This is a genomic window from Burkholderia anthina (genome assembly GCF_001547525.1).
Lineage (GTDB): Bacteria > Pseudomonadota > Gammaproteobacteria > Burkholderiales > Burkholderiaceae > Burkholderia > Burkholderia semiarida.
The window spans coordinates 1,793,336-1,815,082 of sequence record NZ_CM003768.1 but is presented as its reverse complement, the minus strand read 5'-3'; the positions used below and the strand labels follow the sequence as shown (position 1 = coordinate 1,815,082).

General features: G+C 68.1%; 22 protein-coding genes. 16 read left to right on the top strand and 6 right to left on the bottom strand.

Features of this window, described 5'->3' with window-relative positions:
• Positions 1–173: 173 nt before the first annotated feature.
• Positions 174–1,574: a GGDEF domain-containing protein gene (locus WS64_RS08350; RefSeq protein ID WP_060966225.1), complete on the top strand. Its 1,401-nt coding sequence runs from the start codon at positions 174–176 to the stop codon at positions 1,572–1,574.
• A gap of 48 nt (positions 1,575–1,622) precedes the next feature.
• On the opposite strand, the gene WS64_RS08345 is transcribed toward WS64_RS08350, so the two are convergent.
• A complete protein-coding gene (locus tag WS64_RS08345; protein WP_060966224.1) occupies positions 1,623–3,764 on the bottom strand; it encodes a glucosidase family protein in 2,142 nt (713 codons plus the stop codon).
• A gap of 716 nt (positions 3,765–4,480) precedes the next feature.
• On the opposite strand from WS64_RS08345, the gene WS64_RS08340 reads away from it, so the two are divergent.
• The 5 genes from WS64_RS08340 (at position 4,481) to WS64_RS08320 (ending at position 7,795) form a co-directional block, all read left to right on the top strand.
• Positions 4,481–5,095 (top strand): serine protease family protein, encoded by a 615-nt coding sequence (locus WS64_RS08340; protein WP_155720406.1) that lies wholly within the window; start codon positions 4,481–4,483, stop codon positions 5,093–5,095.
• A 303-nt stretch (positions 5,096–5,398) separates the two neighbouring features.
• Positions 5,399–5,710 carry a Dabb family protein gene (locus WS64_RS08335; protein ID WP_060966222.1) on the top strand — a complete coding sequence of 104 codons (312 nt, stop codon included), beginning with the start codon at positions 5,399–5,401 and terminating at the stop codon, positions 5,708–5,710.
• Positions 5,710–6,189, top strand: a complete 480-nt coding sequence (locus tag WS64_RS08330) for a PaaI family thioesterase (protein WP_006483907.1) — start codon at positions 5,710–5,712, stop codon at positions 6,187–6,189. The genes WS64_RS08335 and WS64_RS08330 overlap by 1 nt, the downstream gene beginning before the upstream one ends.
• Positions 6,190–6,347: 158 nt before the next feature.
• The gene (locus tag WS64_RS08325; protein ID WP_060966221.1) at positions 6,348–7,307 is read left to right on the top strand and encodes an alpha/beta hydrolase; all 960 of its coding nucleotides are present in this window, start codon (positions 6,348–6,350) and stop codon (positions 7,305–7,307) included.
• A gap of 41 nt (positions 7,308–7,348) precedes the next feature.
• Complete coding sequence (locus WS64_RS08320; protein WP_060966922.1) at positions 7,349–7,795, top strand: GNAT family N-acetyltransferase; 447 nt, start codon at positions 7,349–7,351, stop codon at positions 7,793–7,795.
• A 16-nt stretch (positions 7,796–7,811) separates the two neighbouring features.
• Here the strand turns inward: WS64_RS08320 and WS64_RS08315 are convergent, their stop codons facing one another.
• Both WS64_RS08315 and WS64_RS08310 read right to left on the bottom strand, forming a co-directional pair.
• Positions 7,812–8,657 (bottom strand): NRDE family protein, encoded by an 846-nt coding sequence (locus WS64_RS08315; RefSeq protein ID WP_060966220.1) that lies wholly within the window; start codon positions 8,655–8,657, stop codon positions 7,812–7,814.
• A gap of 76 nt (positions 8,658–8,733) precedes the next feature.
• Positions 8,734–9,768, bottom strand: a complete 1,035-nt coding sequence (locus WS64_RS08310; RefSeq protein WP_060966219.1) for a CAF17-like 4Fe-4S cluster assembly/insertion protein YgfZ — start codon at positions 9,766–9,768, stop codon at positions 8,734–8,736.
• Positions 9,769–9,845: 77 nt separating this feature from the next.
• On the opposite strand from WS64_RS08310, the gene mltG reads away from it, so the two are divergent.
• The 9 genes from mltG to WS64_RS08265 all read left to right on the top strand — a co-directional run bounded on the left by mltG (position 9,846) and on the right by WS64_RS08265 (position 18,489).
• Complete coding sequence (mltG, locus tag WS64_RS08305; protein ID WP_060966218.1) at positions 9,846–10,865, top strand: endolytic transglycosylase MltG; 1,020 nt, start codon at positions 9,846–9,848, stop codon at positions 10,863–10,865.
• Positions 10,865–11,485: a dTMP kinase gene (gene tmk / locus WS64_RS08300; protein WP_006478605.1), complete on the top strand. Its 621-nt coding sequence runs from the start codon at positions 10,865–10,867 to the stop codon at positions 11,483–11,485. The genes mltG and tmk overlap by 1 nt, the downstream gene beginning before the upstream one ends.
• Before the next feature lie 19 nt (positions 11,486–11,504).
• Positions 11,505–12,533, top strand: a complete 1,029-nt coding sequence (locus WS64_RS08295; RefSeq protein ID WP_060966217.1) for a DNA polymerase III subunit delta' — start codon at positions 11,505–11,507, stop codon at positions 12,531–12,533.
• 141 nt (positions 12,534–12,674) lie between these two features.
• A complete protein-coding gene (locus WS64_RS08290; protein ID WP_060966216.1) occupies positions 12,675–13,454 on the top strand; it encodes a TatD family hydrolase in 780 nt (259 codons plus the stop codon).
• A gap of 43 nt (positions 13,455–13,497) precedes the next feature.
• Positions 13,498–14,208 carry an ankyrin repeat domain-containing protein gene (locus tag WS64_RS08285; RefSeq protein ID WP_059645577.1) on the top strand — a complete coding sequence of 237 codons (711 nt, stop codon included), beginning with the start codon at positions 13,498–13,500 and terminating at the stop codon, positions 14,206–14,208.
• A 121-nt stretch (positions 14,209–14,329) separates the two neighbouring features.
• On the top strand, positions 14,330–14,686 hold the full coding sequence (locus WS64_RS08280; RefSeq protein ID WP_059585248.1) for a Rap1a/Tai family immunity protein: 357 nt from the start codon (positions 14,330–14,332) through the stop codon (positions 14,684–14,686).
• A gap of 89 nt (positions 14,687–14,775) precedes the next feature.
• Positions 14,776–15,948: a mechanosensitive ion channel family protein gene (locus WS64_RS08275; protein WP_060966215.1), complete on the top strand. Its 1,173-nt coding sequence runs from the start codon at positions 14,776–14,778 to the stop codon at positions 15,946–15,948.
• Positions 15,949–15,984: 36 nt separating this feature from the next.
• Positions 15,985–17,160 carry an AAA family ATPase gene (locus WS64_RS08270; RefSeq protein ID WP_060966214.1) on the top strand — a complete coding sequence of 392 codons (1,176 nt, stop codon included), beginning with the start codon at positions 15,985–15,987 and terminating at the stop codon, positions 17,158–17,160.
• A gap of 264 nt (positions 17,161–17,424) precedes the next feature.
• On the top strand, positions 17,425–18,489 hold the full coding sequence (locus WS64_RS08265; protein ID WP_060316529.1) for a glycosyltransferase family 4 protein: 1,065 nt from the start codon (positions 17,425–17,427) through the stop codon (positions 18,487–18,489).
• Positions 18,490–18,610: 121 nt separating this feature from the next.
• On the opposite strand, the gene WS64_RS08260 is transcribed toward WS64_RS08265, so the two are convergent.
• The 3 genes from WS64_RS08260 to WS64_RS08250 form a co-directional block, all read right to left on the bottom strand.
• Positions 18,611–19,198, bottom strand: a complete 588-nt coding sequence (locus WS64_RS08260; protein WP_050013250.1) for a BPSL1445 family SYLF domain-containing lipoprotein — start codon at positions 19,196–19,198, stop codon at positions 18,611–18,613.
• Between the two features lie 243 nt (positions 19,199–19,441).
• On the bottom strand, positions 19,442–19,891 hold the full coding sequence (locus WS64_RS08255; RefSeq protein ID WP_059585253.1) for a hypothetical protein: 450 nt from the start codon (positions 19,889–19,891) through the stop codon (positions 19,442–19,444).
• Between the two features lie 269 nt (positions 19,892–20,160).
• On the bottom strand, positions 20,161–20,451 hold the full coding sequence (locus WS64_RS08250; RefSeq protein WP_059585254.1) for a PsiF family protein: 291 nt from the start codon (positions 20,449–20,451) through the stop codon (positions 20,161–20,163).
• 272 nt (positions 20,452–20,723) lie between these two features.
• Here WS64_RS08250 and WS64_RS08245 point away from each other — a divergent pair, with 272 nt between their 5' ends.
• Positions 20,724–21,746 carry an asparaginase gene (locus tag WS64_RS08245; RefSeq protein ID WP_060966213.1) on the top strand — a complete coding sequence of 341 codons (1,023 nt, stop codon included), beginning with the start codon at positions 20,724–20,726 and terminating at the stop codon, positions 21,744–21,746.
• Position 21,747: the final 1 nt, after the last annotated feature.

Below are 21,747 nucleotides of genomic sequence, written 5' to 3'. Positions count from 1 at the left end.
CGGGGAAGCAAAAGGCATGTACCCGGCAATGCCGTTTCCCCTGACTTGTCAAACGAATTACCCCACCTATACTTGCTCTGACATTTGCCTTTCGGCACGATGGGTCAGATCATGCGTTGCGCGATCCGTGCCGCGAGGACTCCAATCAACGCAGCAGACCGACCGGGGACCGAATGAGTACGACCTATGCAGCCGGGGAACCGCCGCGCGTCGTCAGTGCGGCCGCAAGGCTCTACGCGAAATGCCTGCTGGTCGGATTCGCGTTGCTGCCTGCGTATCTGATTGCCTATCTGTGGTTCTTCAGCGACCGGAGCGTCGTATTCGAGAACCACGCTTTCCATGAAATCGCGATCGCGGCGGCGACGATCGAAGGCGCGTTCGTCACCTATGTGACGTGGGTGTGCTACCGGTCGTCCGGCGAGCCGCTGCTGCGCTGGCTGACGCTCGGCTTTCTCGGTTTCGCGATGATCTATGCGCTGCACGGCGCGTTCACCGGGATGGCGCATCACAATATCTGGCTGTTCCTGCTGTACGGGCCCGCGTCGCGGTTGGTGATGTCCATGCTGCTGCTCACGGGCCTGCTGTCGTATTCGCGTCCGCCCGACCGGGTCGACAAGCGCACGAGCGCACGGACGTGGCTGCCTTGGATCGTGCTCTTCCTGATCGTCGACGTGGTGGTCGCGTACGTCGCGTATTCGCCGGTTGCCGGTGCGCTCGGCACGCGGCTGTCGATGGAAGGCGGCGCGCTGGTGTTCTCGCTGCTGAACGTGTGCCTGCTGCTCGCGCGGCGGATCCGCTCGCCGCTGATGGTGATCTACGGCATGTCGATCATGGCGTTCGCGCTGTCGTCGCTCGCGTTCATCCTCGGCAAGCCGTGGAATCACATGTGGTGGCTCGCGCATGCGATCTTCGCGGGCGGGTTCTTCCTGCTCAGTTACGGCGTCGTGCAGGCGCTGCAGACGACGCGCTCGTTCTCGGCGATCTACAGCCAGGAAGACCTGATGAGCCGCTTGTCCGAATCGATGGCGCGCACCGAAAGCGCGCTGCAGGAGCTGCGGCGCACGAACCAGAAGCTCGAGTACATGGCCGCGACCGACCCGATGACGGGCGCGTCGAACCGCCGCCAGTTCATCGCGCAGGTCGAGCGCGAGATCGTGCGGGCCGAGCGCGACGGCACGCCGTTCTGCCTGCTTGCGCTCGATCTCGACAATTTCAAGACCATCAACGATGCCTACGGGCACCAGATCGGCGACGAGGTGCTGCGCGGCGTCGTGCGCCAGTGCCTCGAGGCGATCCGGCCGGCGGGCGCGCTCGCGCGGGTCGGCGGCGAGGAGTTCATGGCGCTCCTGCCCGAAATGCCGCTCGAGGGCGCGCGGATGACGGCCGAGCGCGTGCGTTCGTCGATCGCGAGTGCGCCGTTTGGGCTGGACTTCAAGCGCGTGCAGGTGACGGTCAGCGTCGGCGTCGCGCAATACGGCGTCGACGGCGGCACGGTCGATGCGCTGCTGCGGGTGGTCGACGAGCGGCTGTACCAGGCGAAGCGCGAAGGGCGCAACCGCGTGGTGACGCACTAGTCCGCATGCCGGCGCCGGTGCCGGCATGCACGCGCGTGGCGACGCGCGCTAGCGCGACGCCACGGCCGTCGCCTGCTTCGATCGTTCGTCCTGCATCGGCTGCGACGCCTGCCACCAGTACTTGCCCGCGCGCTGCTGCGGATCGCGGATCGCGAGATACGTCGTACTCCAGAGTTGCGCCGCGTTGGCTTCGGTCGCATCGGCGCTGCGCGTGCCGAATGCGTCGGTCTGGTACTTGCCGTTCACGTAGGACCACGTCCACATTTCCGATGTGCGCATGTCGCGTCCGTTCGAGATTACCTGCCAGATCGTCTGCCGCGCCTGCGCGAGCAGCGTGCGTGTCGTGGCCGACAGGTCCTGGCGCGCCAACTGGCGATCGAGCCCGGCCACCCACATCGCCTGCTGCCACGACCAGACCACCGTGCCGTGATACGCGGAGCTCGTGAACTTCGGCCACAGCGACGGGCTCGCATACGCGGGGTTCGCGATCAGCATCCCGGCATCGGTCACGAGCCCGGTCGGGAACGGCCGCGTGACGTCGCCGACGATCCGCTGGAGCTGATCGTCCGGCGGCGTGCCGAACAGCAGCGCGAAGCCGCCGTCCGAATGCATCACCGGAATCGGGTTGCCCTGCTGGTCGAGCGACAGCGCGTAGAAGGCCAGCGGTGCGTTGGGCGCGGCGCCGGCCGGCACGCCGGCGGATGGCGCATAGGCCGACACGTCGGTGGCCGCCTGTGCGGCCGGCACGCTGACCTGGAACAGCGGCGGCGCCTGCGTTTCCCACGTGGCCGCTTCGTTCGCCGTGTTGGCGAGCGTCGCGCGTTGCTGCGCGTCGAGATACGGATCGAGCAGGCCGCGGGCGAGGAACGCGTTCGCCGCGCGCAGCGCGGCCGGCACGAGCACCGCGTTCACGTCGTACGGGTACACGCCGCCGCCGAGGCCGTCGGTGCTGTCGCGCCAGTTGCCGACGATTTCGCCGGGCCGCAGGTGGATCAGGTTTGCCACCGACGGTTGCTGTGCGAACGGCTGCGCGGTCGTCGCGACGTGCAGCAAGTTGACGACGAGGCGGCTGCCGTTGGTCTGCCCGTCGCTGCCGCGCTGCGCCAGGTACGCGGCCGCGCGGGCCTGGCCGCGCGTATCGTCGATCAGCCACGCGGCGGCGATCGGTGCGAGCAGGTAGTCGCTGTCGATCATCTTGTAGTCGTAGGTCGGCGTCGCATCGTTCGGCCGCCCGTTCTTCTGGTTGTCGACCAGCGCGAATTCGCCGATGCCTTCCTCGTGCGCGACCTTGCCGTCGGGCGACAGGCGGCTCAGCACCGACGACAGCCCGGCCTCGATCGCCGCCGGTTCGAGCACGGGCATCAGCATGCGGACCGAGATCAGCGTGTCGCGGCCGAAGTACGTGTCGTACTGCCACGAGCCGGCCAGCAGCTTGTCGTTGAAGCTCAGGAATTCGAGCACGTTCTGGCTGACCGGGTCGGGGTTCACGGAAGGCGCGAACAGGTTGGCGTGCGTGATCGGCGACAGCGGCGTCTCGCCCGACAGCGCATCGATGTGCAGCTTCAGCGTGTGCGAGCCGGCCGGTGCGTTGAGCACGAGCTTGCCGCCCGCTGCCGGCGCGATGCTGCCGCCGTCGCGCAGCGTGATGCGCAGCGCATAGCCGGGCGCGCCGTCGAGCCGGTCGCGTTGCCATTGCGCGGTGCTGCCCTGGACCGTCGGCGCGGTGAGGATCTGCGGCGGAATCGTCGCGCCGCCGTTGAAGTCGCGCAGGAAGCGCACGTTGCTGAGCACGCCCTGGCGGATCGTCAGCGTAGCGGTGTCGACCGACACGTCGGCGCCGATGCCGTACAGCGGACGGCCGTGCGCGTCCGGGGCCGACAGTGCGGCCGGCGGCGTGTCGAGGCTCCAGTTCACCGGCTGCGCGGTGTCGTCGAACCACAGTCCGGTGCCGCTATTGCCGGCGGGGAAGACCACGAGCAGACGCGGCTTCGTGGACGAGCGCGCCAGCAGGTGCGCGGCGACCTTGTCCTGCCGGTAGAACGCGTTGATCTGGCCGCCGGTGTCCATGCGGAACGACAACGCGGCGGTGTTCGACGGCGGGTTGTTCGATTTGACGTCGTCGTCGTTGCAGGCCGACAGCAGGCCGGCGCAGACGAGCCCGAGACACAGCGACTTCGCAAGGCGATGCATGTTGATGTCCCTCCTGATGACTCGCGATTTTTTATCTGGATGTTCCAATCGGCGGATCTTGGGTCCGTCTGATCCCGTTTTGCATTCGTTGCGGCGAATGGCGGGAATTAAATCGGGGTGTTGCGCTTCTTCGAAAGGAAAACAGGCTGGCAAATAACCGGTTGGCCGATAAATGCCGAAAGCTGAAAACGGCAGAGGTGTGCGTCGATGCCCCGCGGGAAAGGCGATGAGACAGGCCTTCGCGCAGGTGAGCGGCGAATCCGGGGCGGCGCGGAAAATGATGCATAAGCCGTCGTAGGCGATTCTAAATTTACGGGAAAGTCGAAGTCAATAATGTTTTTGTTCTCGAGTGTTGAATTGAAAAATGGGATGAAATTATTGCCAGTCGCTTCGGTAAAATGTGCGATTCAATGGATTCGAATTAACGTATTCCGGATATCCGGTGACAAAACGACCGGAAATACGAGGCCGGGCCGGGCATTGATGCCCAACAGGAAATGAATCGCCGCGCCGTGTCGGGCAGTGTCGAGACAGGCCGATATGCAAATAGCGGCACGCGCGAGGCCGAGCAAACCGCGTTCCTGCGCGTGTGCCGCACGACGAGGGTCGTCGATGGATCGCCAGACAGTCCAAGGTTCACAAGCGTCATGTTTCAACGTTCTTGATAGTCATCCGGCAATGATCAATCCTTTTTTCAACCGTTAGCGGAGCCCGTGATGCCTGCAAACAATCTCAAAGTTCGTCCTTTGGTCGGCGGGATCAAAATCGTGACCCCCAGCAAGATCGGCACTTTAGGTCTGGTCGTGGAATACGACGGCGGCACGTGCTTTGCGACGGCGGGCCATGTGTTCGGAAAGAAGGATGTGAAGGTGGGTCAGCCCGATGACGCAAACCACGTGGGCGATTTGCTCGTCAACTTCCTCGAGCAAAATCAGGATATCGCCCTCGTGACGGTGTTGTCGGGAGTCAAGGCAACGGCCAATGAGATATGGACGGACAGTGGCAAAAAACCGGTGGAGTTCGGCTCAAACGTTCGTCCCGTAAAGGGCCAGCGTTTGTGGTTGCAGGGTGCGCTCTCCGGTTTCGTGAATTGCTCGGTTGCCGAGGCGGATGCGGATATCACGGTGCCTGGCACCAACGATAAGGTCAAGAACGTCGTCCTGCTCAACCTGGACGGAGATGCGCAGACCCAACCGGGCGACAGTGGCGCGCCCGTGGTGGGAAACGTGGATAGCGAGGACATTTGCTACGGCGTGTACGGCGGGAAAGTCGTGGTCAGCTCAAGAACGTATGGATGGTTCACGCCGTTCGAGAACCTGGTTTGGGATTAGTCCGGCGGGATCGAATGTGACGCTGTCAAAGCCCTGGGTGCGAGCGCGCTCGGGGCTTTTGCATTGGGGCGCCGGAACGCGCACCGAGTCGACGGGCACCGGAGCTGGGCAGCGGACGGGCCCGCCCCAAGATACCGTCCATTGCCATCGGCAAGTTTGGTAGGCTTGTCGCCTGCGCGAGCTTGTCGGATCCTGATGCCGGGCAGGAGGGTGACCGTGAGCGAACGGCGGAAGGGTGTAAAGTGCCCGGCTGCCAAGGACGACAGGCCAATCGCCGAACCAACACGAACAGGAGCGAACGAAGTGATCAGACATATCGTCATGTGGAAGTTGAAGGAATCGGCCGAAGGCGCGACGCGTGCGCAGAACGCGCTGAAGCTGAAGGAAAAGCTCGAAGGCTGTCGCGACCTCGTGCCGGGCACGCTGCAGATCGACGTCGGCGTGGCGACGCCGGGCCTCGATGCGACCGCCGACATCGTGCTCGTCTCCGATTTCGCCGACAAGGCCGCGCTCGACGCGTACCAGGTGCATCCGGTTCACCAGGAAGTGAAGAAGTTCGTCGTCGCGGTGGCCGAATCGCGCGAGTGCGTCGACTACATCGTCGACAACGTGTGATGAGCGACGCGGCAACCCCGACGGAAGGCCCGTCGATCGAAAGCCCGTTCGTCGATCTGCTCGGCGTGCAGCTCGTGTCCGCGAAGGATGGCGCGAGCGAGATCGTGCTGCCGCTCGAGGAGCGGCACATGAACACGTGGAGCATCGCGCACGGCGGCGTGACGATGACGCTCGCCGATATCGCGCTCGCGATGGCGGCGCGCAGCCTGACCGACGACGGCGTCGGCGTCGTCACGGTCGAGATGAAGGTGAACTTCATGCAGCCGGGCCGCGGCGAGCTGCGCGCTTACGGGCGCGTGATGCATCGCTCGACGACGATGGCCTACTGCGAAGGCGAAGTGCGCGACAGCGACGGCAATTTCGTCGCGAAGGCGCTCGGCACGTTCAAGTACATGCGCCGGCTCGCGGTCGGCCGGGACATCAAGCGGCAACGCTCGCGCACGGCGCCGGACGCGCAGCCCGGCCCGAGCGACGCGTAAGCACCCGCCACGCACGGCCCTGTCTCTTCGATGCGGCAGGGCTATTTCGTTTTGGAGCCCGGGATGGCGGTACATGGCACGGCGCGCCTGCCCGGCGCGCGCGTGGCATCATGTGACGCTTGTCCGTTCACGACGCCGCACCGGCGCCGTCCACACCGATGCCGCTGAATCCGAAGATCGCCCAGGTGCTCGACATGATCGAGCGCGCGAAACGCCCGTCGTATCACCATCAGACGCCGCAGCAGGCGCGCGCCGCGTACGAGAAGAGCGCGCCGATCCTCGACGTCGCGCCGGCGCCGATGCATGCGGTGGAGGAGTGCGTCGTGCCGACGCGCGACGGCCGCACGATCGGCGCGCGGCTGTATCTGCCGGTCGCGCCGAGCCTCGCGGAGCCGCTGCCCGCGCTCGTGTACTACCACGGCGGCGGCTTCACGGTCGGCAGCGTCGACACGCACGATGCGCTGTGCCGGATGTTCGCGCACGACGCGCAATGCGCGGTGCTGTCGGTCGGCTACCGGCTCGCGCCCGAACACAAGTTTCCGACCGCGGTGAACGACGCGGACGACGCATTGCAGTGGCTGCATCGCGAGGCCGCCACGTTCGGCATCGACGCCGGGCGGCTGGCGGTCGGCGGCGACAGCGCGGGCGGCACGCTCGCGACGGTCTGCGCGGTGCTCGCGCGCGACGCGGGCATTCGTCTTGCGCTGCAGCTGCTGATCTACCCGGGCGTGACGGGCCACCAGGACACCGAATCGCACGCGCGGCTCGCGAGCGGCTACCTGCTGACGCAGGACACGATCCAGTGGTTCTTCACGCAATACGTGCGCGATCGGGCCGATCGCGACGACTGGCGTTTCGCGCCGCTCGACGGTACGCGCGGCGCGCCGTCGTTCGAGGGTGTCGCGCCGGCGTGGATCGCGACGGCCGAGTACGATCCGCTGAGCGACGAGGGCGCCGCGTACGCGGACAAGTTGCGCGCGGCCGGCAACGCGGTCACGCTGGTCTGCTATCCGGGGATGATCCACGAATTCTTCAAGATGGGCGGCTACGTGCCCGAGGTGCGGGCCGCGCATGCCGATGCGGTCGCGGCGCTGAAGGCCGCATTCGACGAGGTTTGACGGCGAGCGCCTGACGGCGCGCACGCCGCGGGAGGATGGCGATGACGAACGGCGTGGGCGCGGTGGAAACGGGCGACTGGACGGTACTGGGCGGCGACGCTGCGCGGATCCGCGACGCGGTGTTCGTGCGCGAGCAGCAGATTCCGCCGGAATGGGAACTCGACGACGACGATCCGCTGTCGCTGCATGCGGTCGCGTACCGGACCGACGCGGCGACCGGGCTGCGCCGCGCGGTCGCGACGGGGCGGCTGCTGCCGTCCGGCACGATCGGCCGCGTCGCGGTGCTGGCCGACGTGCGCGGGCAGGGCGTCGGGTCGGCCGTGCTGAATGCGCTGCTGGATGCCGCGCGGCGCCGCGGCGAAGCCGTCGTGCGGCTGTACGCGCAGGATTCGGCGGTGTCGTTCTATCTGCGGCACGGCTTCGCGGCGGTCGGCGAACCGTTCGTCGAGGCCGGCGTGCCGCACGTCGAGATGGCGCGCGCGCCGTAGCACGCCACGCGTGCGTTCAGCGCGGGCGCGCCGCGTCGATATCGAACGTGAACGCGCGCTCGAACGCGCCCGGGCGCACGGTGCGGTGCGAGCCGTCGTCGTCGCTGCGCTCCTTGACCTCGACCGTCAGCCGCACGCCTTCCTTCATCGTGACGCGCAGCGCGGTCGTGCCGCGCGTGCCGTATTCGGGCGTCTCGATGAACGCGGCCGACAGCGCGCGCTCGCGCTCGATCGGAATGCCCGTGTGCGGCAGTGCGTCGTCGTCCGCGACGTGCGGGTCGCGCATCAGCGCGATCAGTTCGTCGAGCGACGGGGTCGGATTGTCGGTGAGCAGCGTGCCGAGCTCCGCGCGCTTGCGCACCACTTTGGGCCAGGGCGTATCGAGCCGTGCATTCGACAGCGCATGCACGCCCGGCTCGATCGCGACGGGCGCGGCGACCCGGCTTTCGCCGTCGGGCGCGCGGTTGCAGAACCATGCGAGTTCGCGCCGGCGCCAGTCGCCGACGAGCAGGTTGAAGCCGTTGTAGACGGCCGCATGCTCGGCAAGCTGCGCGAGATAGTCGAGCGGCGCGACCGGCGTGCCGCCGAGAAAATCGGATACCAGCTTGCCGCGGGTCGGCGCGCCCGCGCGGATGTCGAATGGCGCGCGGTAGTTGGTCAGCGCGGCGAAGCGGCCGTCGCGCGAGACGCCGAGCCACGTGCCGCCGGCCTCGAGGTCGCGGCCGGCCAGTACGCCCGGCACGTCTTCCCACCACGAGAGCGGCGCGCTGGTCCGGCGAAAGAACTCGTCGCGATTGGCGACGAGGGTAAAGACGGGACCGGCGGCGGCATCGGGCTGCCAGTCGAAGGCAATCAGACACATCGGGCGAATCTCTCGCAGGAAACGTCGCGCGCCGGCTGCGACTCGCGAGCCGGCGCGCGAACGGGTTGTCAGTGCATCAGGCTTCGGTCGGCCACGCGTACGGCAGCGCGTCGAACGCGAGCGCCGGGCCGTCGGCCGAACCGAGGTGCACCGAGCCGCTGTCGAGCGCGGCGAGCTTGATCTCGACGAGCGCGTCGACGCCGCCCGCCGGCGCGGCCGCCGCGTTGACGATCATCCCGCACGGCTGGCCCGGATCGTCGCTGTGGAACAGCTCGACGCCGGCATGCACGGTATCGGTCTCGCCGGCGACGTGCGCGAGCGCGGTGCGGCGCTTGATCGTGCCGCGGTACTGGCTGCGCGCCACCACTTCCTGGCCCGGGTAGCACCCTTTCCTGAAGTTAACGGCACCGATCACGTCGAAGTTGACCATCTGCGGCACGAACTGTTCGACGGCCGGCTGCGTGATGCGCGGCTCGCCCGCGCGAACGTCGAGCCAGTCCCACACGGCGGGCGACACGACGGGCAGCGTGCCGGCGAGCGCGGCGACGCGCGCGTCGACTTCGGCGCGCGGGCCGATCCACAAATAGCGCTTGCGGCCGGCCGCATCGGGCACGCGGATCAGCGCGCCGGCCGGGCCGTCGACCTTCACGTGCACGCCGTCGGGCAGCGCATCGAAGATGCCCGACAGCGCGTCGCGCACGTCGCCCGCGAAGCCGGTCACCGCGAGCGCGTCGCTCGCGTCCGTCAGCTTCGCCTTCGCGCGCAGCACGAACATCGACAGCCGCTTCTGCACGGCCGGCTGCACGTCCTTCGACACGAGCAGGCGCACGTCGTGGCCGGCGCGCCACGCGAGGAACGACGCGAGCAGCCGGCCCTTCGGCGAGCAGTACCCGGACAGCCGCGCGCTGCCGGCATCGAGATGCTCGATGTCGTTGGTGAGCTGGCTGTGCAGGAACGTCGCGGCATCGTCGCCGGCCACGTCGATCACGCCGAACTGCGGCAGCGGCATGCAGGCGGCCGGCGCATCGAAATCGGCGGCCGACGGGCGGGGGAAAACGGGGAGCGAGGCGGATGCGGCCTGGGCAGCCGGTGAAGCGAACGGTGTGCTCATGGAATGAGGGAACAGTCAACCCTGACTTTGACGGAGGCGAGCAAGTATTATATGGGTCTTACCTGAGTCACGTTTCCATGTCCCTACTGAAGAAATGCGCCGCGACGATCGTGGCGCTGGCCGTCGTTGTGGCCGCTGCCGGCGCGGGCGGCGGGTATTACTGGGCGACCCGGCCGCTGTTGCTGGGCTCGGCATCGCTCGACGTCACGATCAAGCCGCGCAGCAGCGTGAAGAGCGTCGCGCTGCAGCTCCAGCGCGGCGGCGTGCCGGTCGAGCCGTTCGCGTTCGTCGCGATGACGCGCGTGCTCGGGCTGTCGAGCCGGCTCAAATCGGGCAACTACGAATTCAAGACCGGCATCACGCCGTACGACGTGCTGCAGAAGATCGCGCGCGGCGACGTGAACGAGTACGTCGCGACCGTCATCGAAGGCTGGACCTTCAAGCGGATGCGCGCGGAGCTCGACGCGAACCCCGATCTCACGCACGCGACGGCCGGCATGAGCGACGCCGAGCTGCTGCGCGCGATCGGCGCGTCGGAGAGCGCGGTGCAGCGCGGCAGCGGCGAGGGGCTGTTCTTCCCCGACACCTACCTGTTCGACAAGGGCACGAGCGACCTGAACATCTACCGGCGCGCCTACCGCCTGATGCAGGCGCGCGTCGACGAGGCCTGGGCCGCGCGCACGCCGGGGCTGCCGTACAAGTCGCCTTACGAAATGCTGACGATCGCGTCGATCGTCGAGAAGGAAACCGGCCATGCGGCCGATCGCGCGTTCGTCGCGGCCGTGTTCGCGAACCGGCTGCGCATCGGCATGCCGCTGCAGACCGATCCGTCGGTGATCTACGGGCTCGGCGACGCGTACGACGGCCGTCTGCGCAAGCGCGACCTGCAGGCCGACACTCCCTACAATACCTACACCCGACGCGGGCTGCCGCCCACGCCGATCGCGTTGCCGGGTGTCGCCGCGCTGCAGGCGGCGATCAATCCGGCCCCGACGAGCGCGCTCTATTTCGTCGCGAAGGGCGACGGCACGAGCGTGTTCTCGGACACGCTCGGCGACCACAACAAGGCCGTGGACAAGTACATACGAGGTCAATAATGGCGAGCGGTAAATTCATCACGTTCGAAGGCATCGACGGGGCGGGGAAGACCACCCACCTGCAATGGTTCTGCGAACGCCTCCAGGGCCGGCTGGCCGCGGCCGGCCGGCAGGTCGTCGTCACCCGCGAGCCGGGCGGCACGCAGCTCGGCGAGAAACTGCGCGAGATCCTGCTGAACCAGCCGATGGATCTCGAGACGGAAGCGCTGCTGATGTTTGCCGCGCGTCGCGAGCACCTCGCGCTCGTGATCGAGCCGGCGCTCGCGCGCGGCGACTGGGTCGTGTCCGATCGCTTCACCGACGCGACGTTCGCGTACCAGGGCGGCGGGCGCGGGTTGCCGCGCGACAAGCTCGAGACGCTCGAGCGCTGGGTGCAGGGCGGTTTCCAGCCCGATCTCACGGTGCTGTTCGACGTTGCGCCGCAGGTGGCGAGCGAGCGTCGCGGCGCCGCGCGCATGCCGGACAAGTTCGAAAGCGAATCCGACGCGTTCTTCTCGCGTACGCGCGCCGAATACCTGCGGCGGGCGGAGGAGGCGCCGCACCGCTTCGCGATCGTCGACGCGACGCGATCGATTCCCGAGATCCGCCAGCAGCTCGAACGCGTGCTCGCCGCGCTGTAACCCGCAAGGAACGCACCCCATGATCTATCCGTGGCAAACCGACGACTGGAACCGCCTGCAGCAACTGCGCGCGCAATGGCCGCATGCGTTGCTGCTGCACGGTCAGGCCGGGATCGGCAAGCTGCAGTTCGCGCAGCATCTCGCACAGGGCTTCCTGTGCGAATCGCCGCAGCCGAACGGCGAGCCGTGCGGCGCCTGCGCGGCCTGCAACTGGTTCTCGCAGGGCAACCATCCGGACTACAGGATCGTGCTGCCCGAGGCGCTGGCGGGCGAGGCGCCGGGCGCGGCCGACGACGCGAAGCTGGCCGACGCGGACGAAGGCGGCAAGAAGACGCGGGCGCCGAGCAAGGAAATCAAGATCGAGCAGGTGCGGGCGCTGCTCGACTTCTGCGGGGTCGGCTCGCACCGCGGCGGCGCGCGCGTCGTCGTGCTGTATCCGGCCGAGGCGCTCAATGTCGCCGCGTCGAACGCGCTGCTGAAAACACTGGAGGAGCCGCCGCCCGGCGTCGTGTTCCTGCTCGTGTCGGCGCGCATCGACCGCCTGTTGCCGACGATCATCAGCCGCTGCCGCCAGTGGCCGATGACCGTGCCGGCGCCGGAGGCGGCCGCCGCGTGGCTCGCGGCGCAGGGCGTCGACCACGCCAGCGCGCTGCTCGCCGAAGCCGGCGGCGCGCCCCTCGCCGCGCTGGCGCTCGCGAGCGACGAGAACCGCCCGCTGCGCGACTACACGCTCGGGCAACTCGCGGCCGGAGCGGCCTGCGACCCGTTCGCATGCGGCGAGACGCTGCAGAAGCTGCCGGTGCCGCTGGTGCTCGGCTGGCTGCAGCGCTGGCTGTACGATCTGCTCGCGCAGCGGATGGCCGGCGCGCCGCGCTACTTCCCGACGCACGCGGCCGCCCTGGCGCGCTGCGCGGAAGCGGTCGACGCGAACGCATTCGCGCGCTTCATGAAAGCCGTGACGCGGCAGCGGACGGTCGAGAATCATCCGCTCAACGCGCGGCTCGTATTCGAGGAATTGTTTCTCGGATATCGGGAAATATTCGCTTGATCCGGCATTGTTTCCGATGGGTTGCGAAACGATGAACGGGTCCCGCGGCGGCGCGGCCGTGGCCGCCCGGCCCGCGCACGTCGCCCGGTGCCGCCAGCCGGCGGGCGCATGAGCGCCCGTCTCACGTATTCAGGAAACACGATGTTCGTCGACTCTCACTGCCACATCAATTTCAAGGGCCTGGGCGACCGCCTGCCGGCCGTTCTCGAGAACATGCGCGAGCACGACGTCACGCACGCGCTGTGCGTGTCGGTCGATTTCGAGACGCTGCCGGACGTGCTCGCGATCGCCGAAGCGCACGACAACGTGTACGCGTCGGTCGGCGTCCATCCCGATCACGAGGACGCGCGCGAGCCGACGCTCGCGGAGCTCGTCGAGCTGGCCGCGCACCCGAAGGTCGTCGCGATCGGCGAAACCGGCCTCGACTACTACCGCCTCGAAGGCCGCTCGATCGCCGACATGGAATGGCAGCGCGAACGTTTTCGCACGCACATCCGCGCAGCGAGCGCGACGATGAAGCCGCTGATCATCCACACGCGCGCGTCGTCGGAAGACACGCTGCGGATCATGGCCGAGGAGCGCGCGGACGTGCCGGGCGGCGTGATGCACTGCTTCACCGAGCCGTGGCCGGTCGCCGAGCAGGCGCTCGCGCAGAACTTCCATATCTCGCTGTCGGGCATCGTCACGTTCAAGAACGCGACCGACGTGCAGGACGTCGCGCGGCGCGTGCCGCTCGACCGGCTGCTGATCGAGACCGACTCGCCGTACCTCGCGCCGGTGCCGTATCGCGGCAAGCCGAATGAACCTGCGTACGTGAGCCATGTCGGACGCTTTATCGCATCCGAGCGCGGGATCGCCGTCGAGGTGCTCGCCGATGCGACGACGCAGAATTTTTTCCGGCTGTTCAAGATCGCCCGCTAACGACGCGCGCGCAGCCGACAACCCAGGGAAGGAGCCCACAACAATGACGAAGCCGACCAACCATCTGCCCAAACGCGCCCTCGTTGCCGCCGCATTCGTCGCGAGCGGCCTGTTCGCCGCCGCCGGCGCGCATGCCGAGTCGCTCGACGCGATCGTCAAGGCCGTCAAGTTCGACGACATCGCCGATATCGGCAAGCAGCTCAAGAGCGGCAAGCTCGATCCGAACACGCTCGCGCCGAACGGCGACCCGATCCTCGTGATCGCCGCGCGCGAGAAGTCCGACAAGGTCGCGGCCGCGATCGCGACGACGCCGAACGTCGACCTCGAGAAGGAAGACAAGGCCGGCGAAAACGCGCTGATGCTTGCATCGCTGAATGGCGACCTCGGCCTCGTCAAGCTGCTGATCGACAAGGGCGCGGAAGTCAGCAAGAAGGGCTGGGCGCCGCTGCACTACGCGGCGACCAACGGCCAGGACGCGGTCGTCAAGGTGCTGCTCGACCACGACGCGTACATCGACACCGCATCGCCGAACGGCACGACGCCGCTGATGATGGCCGCGCGCGGCAATCATGCGTCGACGGTCACGCTGCTGCTCGACCAGGGCGCGGATCCGCAGGTGAAGAACCAGCTCGGCATCACCGCGCTCGAGTTCGCGAAGCACTACAACGCGCCGGACGCGATCGAGATCCTGAGCAAGCGGACGACGCGTATCGGTGCGGGCACGCCGGCAGATGCTCAAAAGAGTGCAAAATAACGGTTTTTGGTGCGGCGGCGCCTGTCCGGCCAGCCGGCTTCCGGGCGGAGCAGGGCATCCGTTGCCGCACCGGCCAACGCAGCAGGCGGTCTCGGGCCGCCTTGACATAAGAAGGAACACCATGTTGCGCGCAATGTTTTGTGCCGCGGCGTTTGCCGTGCCGTTGTCGGCGGCGGCTTTCACGGGCGCGGATCTCGACCGGCTGTGCGCGAAGACGGACGTCAAGTCGCGGGCGTCGTGCGCGGCCTATATCGAAGGCGCCGCCGACGGCGTCTACAACACGATCGATGCGATCGGCGGCACCACGGGGCCGCGCGTCGGCCAGTATTTCTGCCTGCCGCCCGACATCCGGGCGCAACAGATGACGGACGCGGTGCGCAAGTACATCGCGGAAAATCCGAAGCTGGCCGACTACAACGCGAGCACCGCGGTGTCGCTCGGTCTCGGCAAGGCGTTTCCCTGCAGGAACGGCAGCTGATCTGACGCCGTGTCCGGGCGCGTGCGCGGCCCGGGCGTCGCCGACGCATCCAGGACGAAGCCAGTGGGCTTCATCACTCGAGGGCGCCGATGATTTCAATCGAGGAACTGCAGCGCATCGCCGATGCGCCGCTGCATTCGTGGCTCGGCACGCTGGGCGTGTCGGTCATCGTCATACTGGTCGTCACGGTCGTGCACCGCCTCGGCGCACGCATCGTCAAGCGCATCGCGCAGCCGTATCCGCTGATGAGCGCGATCCTGCGCTACATCGACAAGCCGTCGCTCGTCGTGCTGGCGCTGCTGGCGCTCGAATTCCTGTGGGTCCAGGCCGACGACGGCATGTCGTTCGTGCGCGGCATGCGCACCGCGGCCGCGGTCGGCTCGATCGTGTCGCTCACGTGGCTGCTGGTGCGGCTCGCGGCCGGCGTCGGCGACGCGATCATCCAGGCCCATCCGATCGATACGGCCGACAATCTTCAGGCACGGCGCGTCCATACGCAGGCCAAGGTGCTCGTGCGGACCGTGATGGTGCTGATCGTGATCATCGGCACCGGCGCCGCGCTGATGACGTTCCCGAACGTGCGCCAGATCGGCGCGAGCCTGCTGGCGTCGGCCGGCGTCGCGGGGCTGGTCGCCGGTATCGCCGCACGGCCGGTGCTCGGCAACCTGATTGCCGGGTTGCAGATCGCGCTCACGCAGCCGATCCGGCTCGACGACGTGGTCGTGATCCAGGGCGAGTGGGGGCGTATCGAGGAAATCACCGGCTCGTTCGTGTCGGTGCGGCTGTGGGACCAGCGGCGCCTCGTCGTGCCGCTGCAGTGGATCATCGAGAACCCGTTCACGAACTGGACGCGCAGCAGCGCGGAGATCATCGGCACCGTCTACCTGTCGGTCGATTACCGCACGCCGCTCGCGCCGCTGCGCGAGGAACTCGCGCGGCTCGTCCACGCCGCGCCCGAGTGGGACGGCCGCGTGCAGGTGCTGCAGGTGACCGACGCGACGGAGCGCACGATGCAGTTGCGCGCGCTCGTCAGCGCGGCCGATTCGTCGTCGTGCTGGGATCTGCGCTGCCGCGTGCGCGAAGGGTTGATCGCCTATCTGCAGGACCGCTATCCGCAATGCCTGCCGCGCAGCCGGATGGAGCTGTATCCGCACGACTCGGCGCCCGATGCGCCGAATCGCGAACGGCCGCACGTGCGCTCGCCTGCCGCCAGCACGGCGGCCAACACCGCCGCCGACCCGCAGGCCGTCGAAGGCCGCTGAGCGCGGCCCGGCCCCTGCTTGCCATTTCCCGTTCCCATGACCGCGCTGAAGACGCTTGCCATCGCCAATTACCGCTCGCTGCGCGAGCTGATCGTGCCGCTCGCGGCGCTCAACGTCGTCACGGGCCCGAACGGCAGCGGCAAGTCGAGCGTGTACCGCGCGCTGCGACTGCTCGCCGATACCGCACAGGGCCGCGTGATCCCGTCGCTCGCGCGCGAGGGCGGCTTGCCGTCGACGTTGTGGGCCGGCCCCGAGCGCTTCTCGCGCGCGATGCTGGCCGGCGAGGTGCCGGTGACGGGCACGGTGCGCAAGGGCCCGGTGAGCCTGAAGCTCGGTTTCGCGTGCGACGATTTCGGCTATGCGATCGATCTCGGCCTGCCGTTGCCGAGCCGTTCGCAGTTCGCGCTCGACCCGGTGGTCAAGCGCGAGTGCATCTGGGGCGGCGCGGTGCTGCGCCCGTCCACGCTGCTGGTCGACCGGCAGGGCGCGCAGATCCGCGCGCGTACCGCGTCGGGCGACTGGCTGACGATTCCGCAGCCGGTCGCGAGCTTCGACAGCATGATGACCGAATTCGCCGATCCGACCGGCGCGCCCGAGATGATCGCGGTGCGCGAACGGATTCGCTCGTGGCGCTTTTACGACCATTTCCGGACCGATGCGCACGCGCCGGCGCGCCAGTCGCACATCGGCACGCATACGCCGGTGCTCGCGGACGACGGCGCCGACCTGGCCGCCGCGCTGCAGACGATCCGTGAAATCGGCGATGCCGCGGCGCTCGACGCGGCGATCGACGACGCGTTCCCCGGTGCGTCGGTCGAGATCGACAACCCGGGCGGCCGCGGCCGTTTCGACGTGCTGATGCGCCAGCCGGGGCTGCTGCGGCCGCTGTCGGCGGCCGAGCTGTCGGATGGCACGCTGCGTTACCTGCTGCTCGCGGCCGCGCTGCTGACGCCGCGGCCGCCGGCGCTGATGGTGCTGAACGAACCGGAGACGAGCCTGCATCCCGATCTGCTGCCGGCGCTCGGCCGCCTGATCGCGCAGGCCGCCCGGCGTTCGCAGGTGCTGGTCGTGTCTCACGCGGCGCGGCTCATCGCAACGCTCGAGCGCGAGGCCGGCTGCGAATCGCTGGTGCTCGGCAAGCAGCTAGGCGCGACCGCGCTCGTCGATGCCGACTCGCGCGACCTGCCGGCCTGGAAGTGGCCGTCGCGTTGACAGCCTGACGGTGCGCCTGGGACGTGATCGGCCCGGCCGGGCCCCGCTGCGAGGCGGCCGTGCCCGGTCGGCCGAATGTATCCGGTCTGTAACAACCCCCAAAAAATGAAAGACCAGCGGTTCCGCTCATCGGGATCGCGAATAATAATGAGATATTCGGCTGGCACCACGCCGGCCGGCGCCGCATGGACGCACGGCGGGCGCACGCAAGCGCGCCATCCCGCCGGCCGTACCGCAACGGACAGGACACAGGAGACGTGGACCATGAGAATTGCCCAGATCGCCCCGCTGACCGAATCCGTGCCGCCGAAGCTGTACGGCGGCACGGAGCGCGTCGTGTCCTACATCACCGAGGCGCTCGTCGACCTCGGCCACGATGTGACGCTGTTCGCGAGCGGCGATTCGACGACGCGGGCGACGCTCGAGGCCGTGTGGCCGCGCGCGCTGCGGCTCGATTCGTCGATCCGCGACCGGGTCGCGCCGCACATGCTGCTGATGGAGACGGTCGCGCGCCGCGCGAAGGATTTCGACGTGCTCCATTTCCACATGGACTACTACTCGTTCTCGGTCTTCAACCGGCAGGAAACGCCTTACGTGACGACGCTGCACGGCCGGCTCGACCTGCCCGAGCAGCAGCCGGTATTCGACACCTTCAACACGGCGCCGGTGATCTCGATCTCCAACGCGCAGCGCCAGCCGCTGCCGCAGGCGAAATGGCTGACGACCGTCTATCACGGGCTGCCCGATACGCTGTACATGCCGCAGCCCGTCGAGCCGCGCTATCTCGCGTTCCTCGGCCGCATCTCGCCGGAAAAACGCGTCGATACCGCGATCCGCATCGCGCGCCAGTGCGGGCTGCCGATCCGGATCGCCGCGAAGATCGACGCGGCCGACCAGGAATACTTCGACCGCGAGATCAAGCCGCTCTTCGCGTTGCCGCACGTCGAATACATCGGCGAGATCGCCGATCACGAGAAGGCCGAATTCCTGTCGGGCGCGCATGCGCTGCTGTTTCCGATCGACTGGCCGGAGCCGTTCGGCCTGGTGATGATCGAGGCGATGTCGTGCGGCACGCCGGTCATCGCATTCAACCGTGGCGCGGTGCCCGAAGTGGTGGACGAGGGCGTGTCGGGGTTCATCGTCGAGGATGAAATCAGCGCGGTGGCCGCGGTGAACCGGCTGCACCTGCTGCCGCGTGCGCGCGTGCGGCAGCGCTTCGAGGAGCGCTTCACGTCGCGCCGGATGGCGCAGCAGTACGTGGACGTGTACCAGTCGGTGATCCGCGCGCAGAAGCGCTCGCGCTTCAAGGTGATCGACTCGACGACCTGAGCGGTCCGAGCAGCCTGGCCGCCCTGACGCGCGGCGCGGGCGGATAAAAAAACGGCGATGCCCGCGAGGACATCGCCGTTTGCGCATGCCCGGCGCGCCGCGCGCGGGCGGTGCGTCAATGTCAGATCTTGAGCTTCGTGACCTTGGTGCCGTTGATCGACACGTCGCCCATCAGGCCGGCGTTCGTCAGCACGACGACCTGGATCGGCGCGGTGGCCGTGTTGGAATCGACCGCGCCGTTCGCGCCCATCTTCACGAGCGCGACCGATGCGCCGGCGCCGGCTGCCCAGCCGTCCGAGTTGCGGAATTCGTCGAGCGCCTGCTGCGTCATGAACAGGAACACGACCGCCTTCGACTGCGCGCCGGCCTGCAGGCCGACCGACAGCGACGACGTGTTGTAGTAGCCGACGGTGCTGCCGCCTACGCGCAGCGCGCCGTTGCCGGACTGGGCGCCGACGATGAAGCCGGCCTGGAGCACTTCGGGGAAGACCAGCACGCCGCGCGATTTCGCGACGAGTTCGCGCGAGCCCTTGACGGTGGAGTACATGCGCGACAGCGTGGCGTCGACGCTCGCGTCGATCGACTGACGCTTCGACGCGTTGGTGGCGGCATTGTCCGGCTTGTCCGGGGTGGTGGTGCAACCGGTGAGCGCGAGGCTACCGACGATGAGCGCGGCGGCGGCTTTGAGCACAAGAGTCCGTTTTTGCATCGTTGTTCTCCATCGGATGATGTTCGGAGTGAGTCTCGCTCAAGGAGCGGATCACGTCGGCAGTTATATCACAGCGGATCAGGGCCTCTTTTCGTTGCCACGTGAAAAAGCGTCAAATCGCGCGCGGGTGTCGCGGCGCGCCAACGGACGAAGCGGCGCCCGCGCGCGACGCGCGCCTCGCACAGGGGCGTCGTGCGGGAACGTGCGGGCGATTGCAGGGGCGGCACCCGCGGCGCGCCGGTGTCAGTGCGTGACGGGGGGAACGGGCGGCTTGATCGGCGGGCGGCGCAGCGCGCGACGGATCAGCGCGATCACGACGCCGCACGCGAACAGGAACGCGGCCGGGACGACCCAGTAGCCGACGAACGCATGCCACAGATAGCCGGCGAGCGTATTGCGGCGCACGACGTATTCGTCGCGAGCCGCCTGCTGGCGCGGCGCGTTGGCGGCCAGCACATCGGCCGGGCAACCGGCCGCCCGCGCCTCGTCGGCATCCCCGCGGCACTTCGCGGCGGCGCCGGCGGCCTGCTGCGCGTCGGTGAGCTGCCAGGTGGTCAGCGCGAGCTGCAGGTCGGCCTTGTTGTAGGCCATTTCCTCGCGGATCTCGCGCACGGCGACGATCGCGACGGGCACGGCCCAGAACACGATCACGATCAGCCAGCGGCGAAACCAGCGGTGTTGTCTCCATGCCATCCAGGCCTCCGTTTGACGCGCGTGCGCGTTCGTCTCGAGGGCGGCCCGATGGCGCTTCTTGGTCTTGGGTGGGCCGCGTTGCAGCCATCATAGAAGAAAACGCGGCGAATTGCCGCACCCGAATTACCGCCCCTGTGGCGGCGTCGGGACGGCGGGCCGGAAAACGGGGAGGGACAGGCGGCGTGCGCGCGTCGATGCGCGTGCAACGAAAATGAAAATGCCGCGCCCGCCGAAGCGGTGCGCGGCATTCGAGACGGGAGCGCCGGAACTCAGGCGGCCGGCTGATTGCTCAGGCAGCTCTTCATGAACGCCTTGCGATCGTCGCCCTTCTTGCCGGTGGCCTGCGTGTTGCACGCCTTCATCTTTTCCTGCTGCGTCATCGCCTTCGCGGGCTTCGCCGACAGGCAGTCCTTCATGAACGCCTTGCGTTCGTCGCCCGTCTTGCCGGCTGCCTGCGTGTTACAGGCCTTCATCTTGTCCTGCTGGCTGTTCGCCGCGAAGGCGGGGGAAGCCAGCATGCCGCCGAGAAGCAGTGCGGCTACGAGCGATTGGATTTTCATTTCGACACTCCCATGGGGTGAATTGCGCGTGGTCGACGCCGTCATGAAGCTCGACGCGACGTGGACAGGGCCACATCGCACCACGCGTTCCGATTATGGCAAATCAAGGTGAAAACACCAAAACGGCACTTTCTATAACGTTGCGGACGCCATGGCCGTTGACGGCGCACGCGGCCAGGAGATCGGGACAAACCATGACGCGCGGCGGCCGGCGCCGGCCCGTCGCGCCGGAACCTGCCGGCTCGCGGCCGCGAGCCATTACAATCGCGGCCATGAATACACCGAACACCGCATCCTCTTCGTCCGCGGCGACGCTGCCGCGCATCGCCGTACTTGCCACCGGCGGCACGATCGCCGGCGCCGCGCCCGACGCGGCCAGCACGGCCGGCTACCAGGCCGGCGCGCTCGGCGTCAGTTTCCTGGTCGACGCCGTGCCGGCGCTTGCGTCGGTCGCGCGCATCGACGCGGAGCAGATCGCCAGCATCGACAGCAAGGATCTCGCGTTGCCGCTGTGGAACACGCTCGCCGCGCGGATCGACGCGCTGATGGCCGATCCCGCGATCGACGGCATCGTGATCACCCACGGCACCGATACGCTCGAGGAAACGGCGTACGCGCTGCATCTGGTCGTCCGGGGCGACAAGCCGGTCGTGCTGACGGCCGCGATGCGGCCGGCGACCGCGCTGTCGTCCGACGGCCCGCTGAACCTGCTGAACGCGGTGACGGTGGCCGCCCATCCGGCCGCGCGCGGGCAGGGCGTGCTGGTCGCGTTCAACAACCGGATCCACGGCGCGCGCGACGTCGTGAAGACGAGCACCTATGCGGTCGACGCGTTCCAGTCGCCGGAGCTCGGGGCGCTCGGCTGGGTACAGGACGGCCGCGTCGAATTCGCGCGCCGCATCACGCGCACGCGCGACACGCAACTGGCGATCGCGGCAAGCTGGCCGCCGGTCGAGGTCGTCGCGAGCTATGCGGGCGTGACGCGCACGGCCGTCGATGCGCTCGTCGGGGCCGGCGTGCGCGGCCTCGTCGTCGCGGGCACCGGCAACGGGTCGATTCATGCGACGCTGCAGGCGGCGCTCGCCGATGCGGTCAATGCGGGCGTGGCGGTGGTCCGTGCGTCGCGCGTCGGGTCGGGGCACGTGATGCGCAACGGCGCCGCGAGCGACGATGCACTCGGTTTCGTGAGCGCGGGCTCGCTGCACCCGTTCAAGGCGCGCGTGCTGCTGATGCTCGCGCTCGCGAACGGCATTCACGATCGCGACGCATTGCAGCGCGCGTTCGATACGCTGTGAT

Excerpts from the sequence above, each read along its gene's own strand:
- WS64_RS08350 (WP_060966225.1), top strand. The coding sequence starts at position 174 with ATGAGTACGACCTATGCAGCCGGGGAACCGCCGCGCGTCGTCAGTGCG.
- WS64_RS08345 (WP_060966224.1), bottom strand. The coding sequence starts at position 3,764 with ATGCATCGCCTTGCGAAGTCGCTGTGTCTCGGGCTCGTCTGCGCCGGC.
- WS64_RS08340 (WP_155720406.1), top strand. The coding sequence starts at position 4,481 with ATGCCTGCAAACAATCTCAAAGTTCGTCCTTTGGTCGGCGGGATCAAA.
- WS64_RS08330 (WP_006483907.1), top strand. The coding sequence starts at position 5,710 with ATGAGCGACGCGGCAACCCCGACGGAAGGCCCGTCGATCGAAAGCCCG.
- WS64_RS08325 (WP_060966221.1), top strand. The coding sequence starts at position 6,348 with ATGCCGCTGAATCCGAAGATCGCCCAGGTGCTCGACATGATCGAGCGC.
- WS64_RS08320 (WP_060966922.1), top strand. The coding sequence starts at position 7,349 with ATGACGAACGGCGTGGGCGCGGTGGAAACGGGCGACTGGACGGTACTG.
- WS64_RS08315 (WP_060966220.1), bottom strand. The coding sequence starts at position 8,657 with ATGTGTCTGATTGCCTTCGACTGGCAGCCCGATGCCGCCGCCGGTCCC.
- WS64_RS08310 (WP_060966219.1), bottom strand. The coding sequence starts at position 9,768 with ATGAGCACACCGTTCGCTTCACCGGCTGCCCAGGCCGCATCCGCCTCG.
- mltG (WP_060966218.1), top strand. The coding sequence starts at position 9,846 with ATGTCCCTACTGAAGAAATGCGCCGCGACGATCGTGGCGCTGGCCGTC.
- tmk (WP_006478605.1), top strand. The coding sequence starts at position 10,865 with ATGGCGAGCGGTAAATTCATCACGTTCGAAGGCATCGACGGGGCGGGG.
- WS64_RS08295 (WP_060966217.1), top strand. The coding sequence starts at position 11,505 with ATGATCTATCCGTGGCAAACCGACGACTGGAACCGCCTGCAGCAACTG.
- WS64_RS08290 (WP_060966216.1), top strand. The coding sequence starts at position 12,675 with ATGTTCGTCGACTCTCACTGCCACATCAATTTCAAGGGCCTGGGCGAC.
- WS64_RS08285 (WP_059645577.1), top strand. The coding sequence starts at position 13,498 with ATGACGAAGCCGACCAACCATCTGCCCAAACGCGCCCTCGTTGCCGCC.
- WS64_RS08280 (WP_059585248.1), top strand. The coding sequence starts at position 14,330 with ATGTTGCGCGCAATGTTTTGTGCCGCGGCGTTTGCCGTGCCGTTGTCG.
- WS64_RS08275 (WP_060966215.1), top strand. The coding sequence starts at position 14,776 with ATGATTTCAATCGAGGAACTGCAGCGCATCGCCGATGCGCCGCTGCAT.
- WS64_RS08270 (WP_060966214.1), top strand. The coding sequence starts at position 15,985 with ATGACCGCGCTGAAGACGCTTGCCATCGCCAATTACCGCTCGCTGCGC.
- WS64_RS08265 (WP_060316529.1), top strand. The coding sequence starts at position 17,425 with ATGAGAATTGCCCAGATCGCCCCGCTGACCGAATCCGTGCCGCCGAAG.
- WS64_RS08260 (WP_050013250.1), bottom strand. The coding sequence starts at position 19,198 with ATGCAAAAACGGACTCTTGTGCTCAAAGCCGCCGCCGCGCTCATCGTC.
- WS64_RS08255 (WP_059585253.1), bottom strand. The coding sequence starts at position 19,891 with ATGGCATGGAGACAACACCGCTGGTTTCGCCGCTGGCTGATCGTGATC.
- WS64_RS08250 (WP_059585254.1), bottom strand. The coding sequence starts at position 20,451 with ATGAAAATCCAATCGCTCGTAGCCGCACTGCTTCTCGGCGGCATGCTG.
- WS64_RS08245 (WP_060966213.1), top strand. The coding sequence starts at position 20,724 with ATGAATACACCGAACACCGCATCCTCTTCGTCCGCGGCGACGCTGCCG.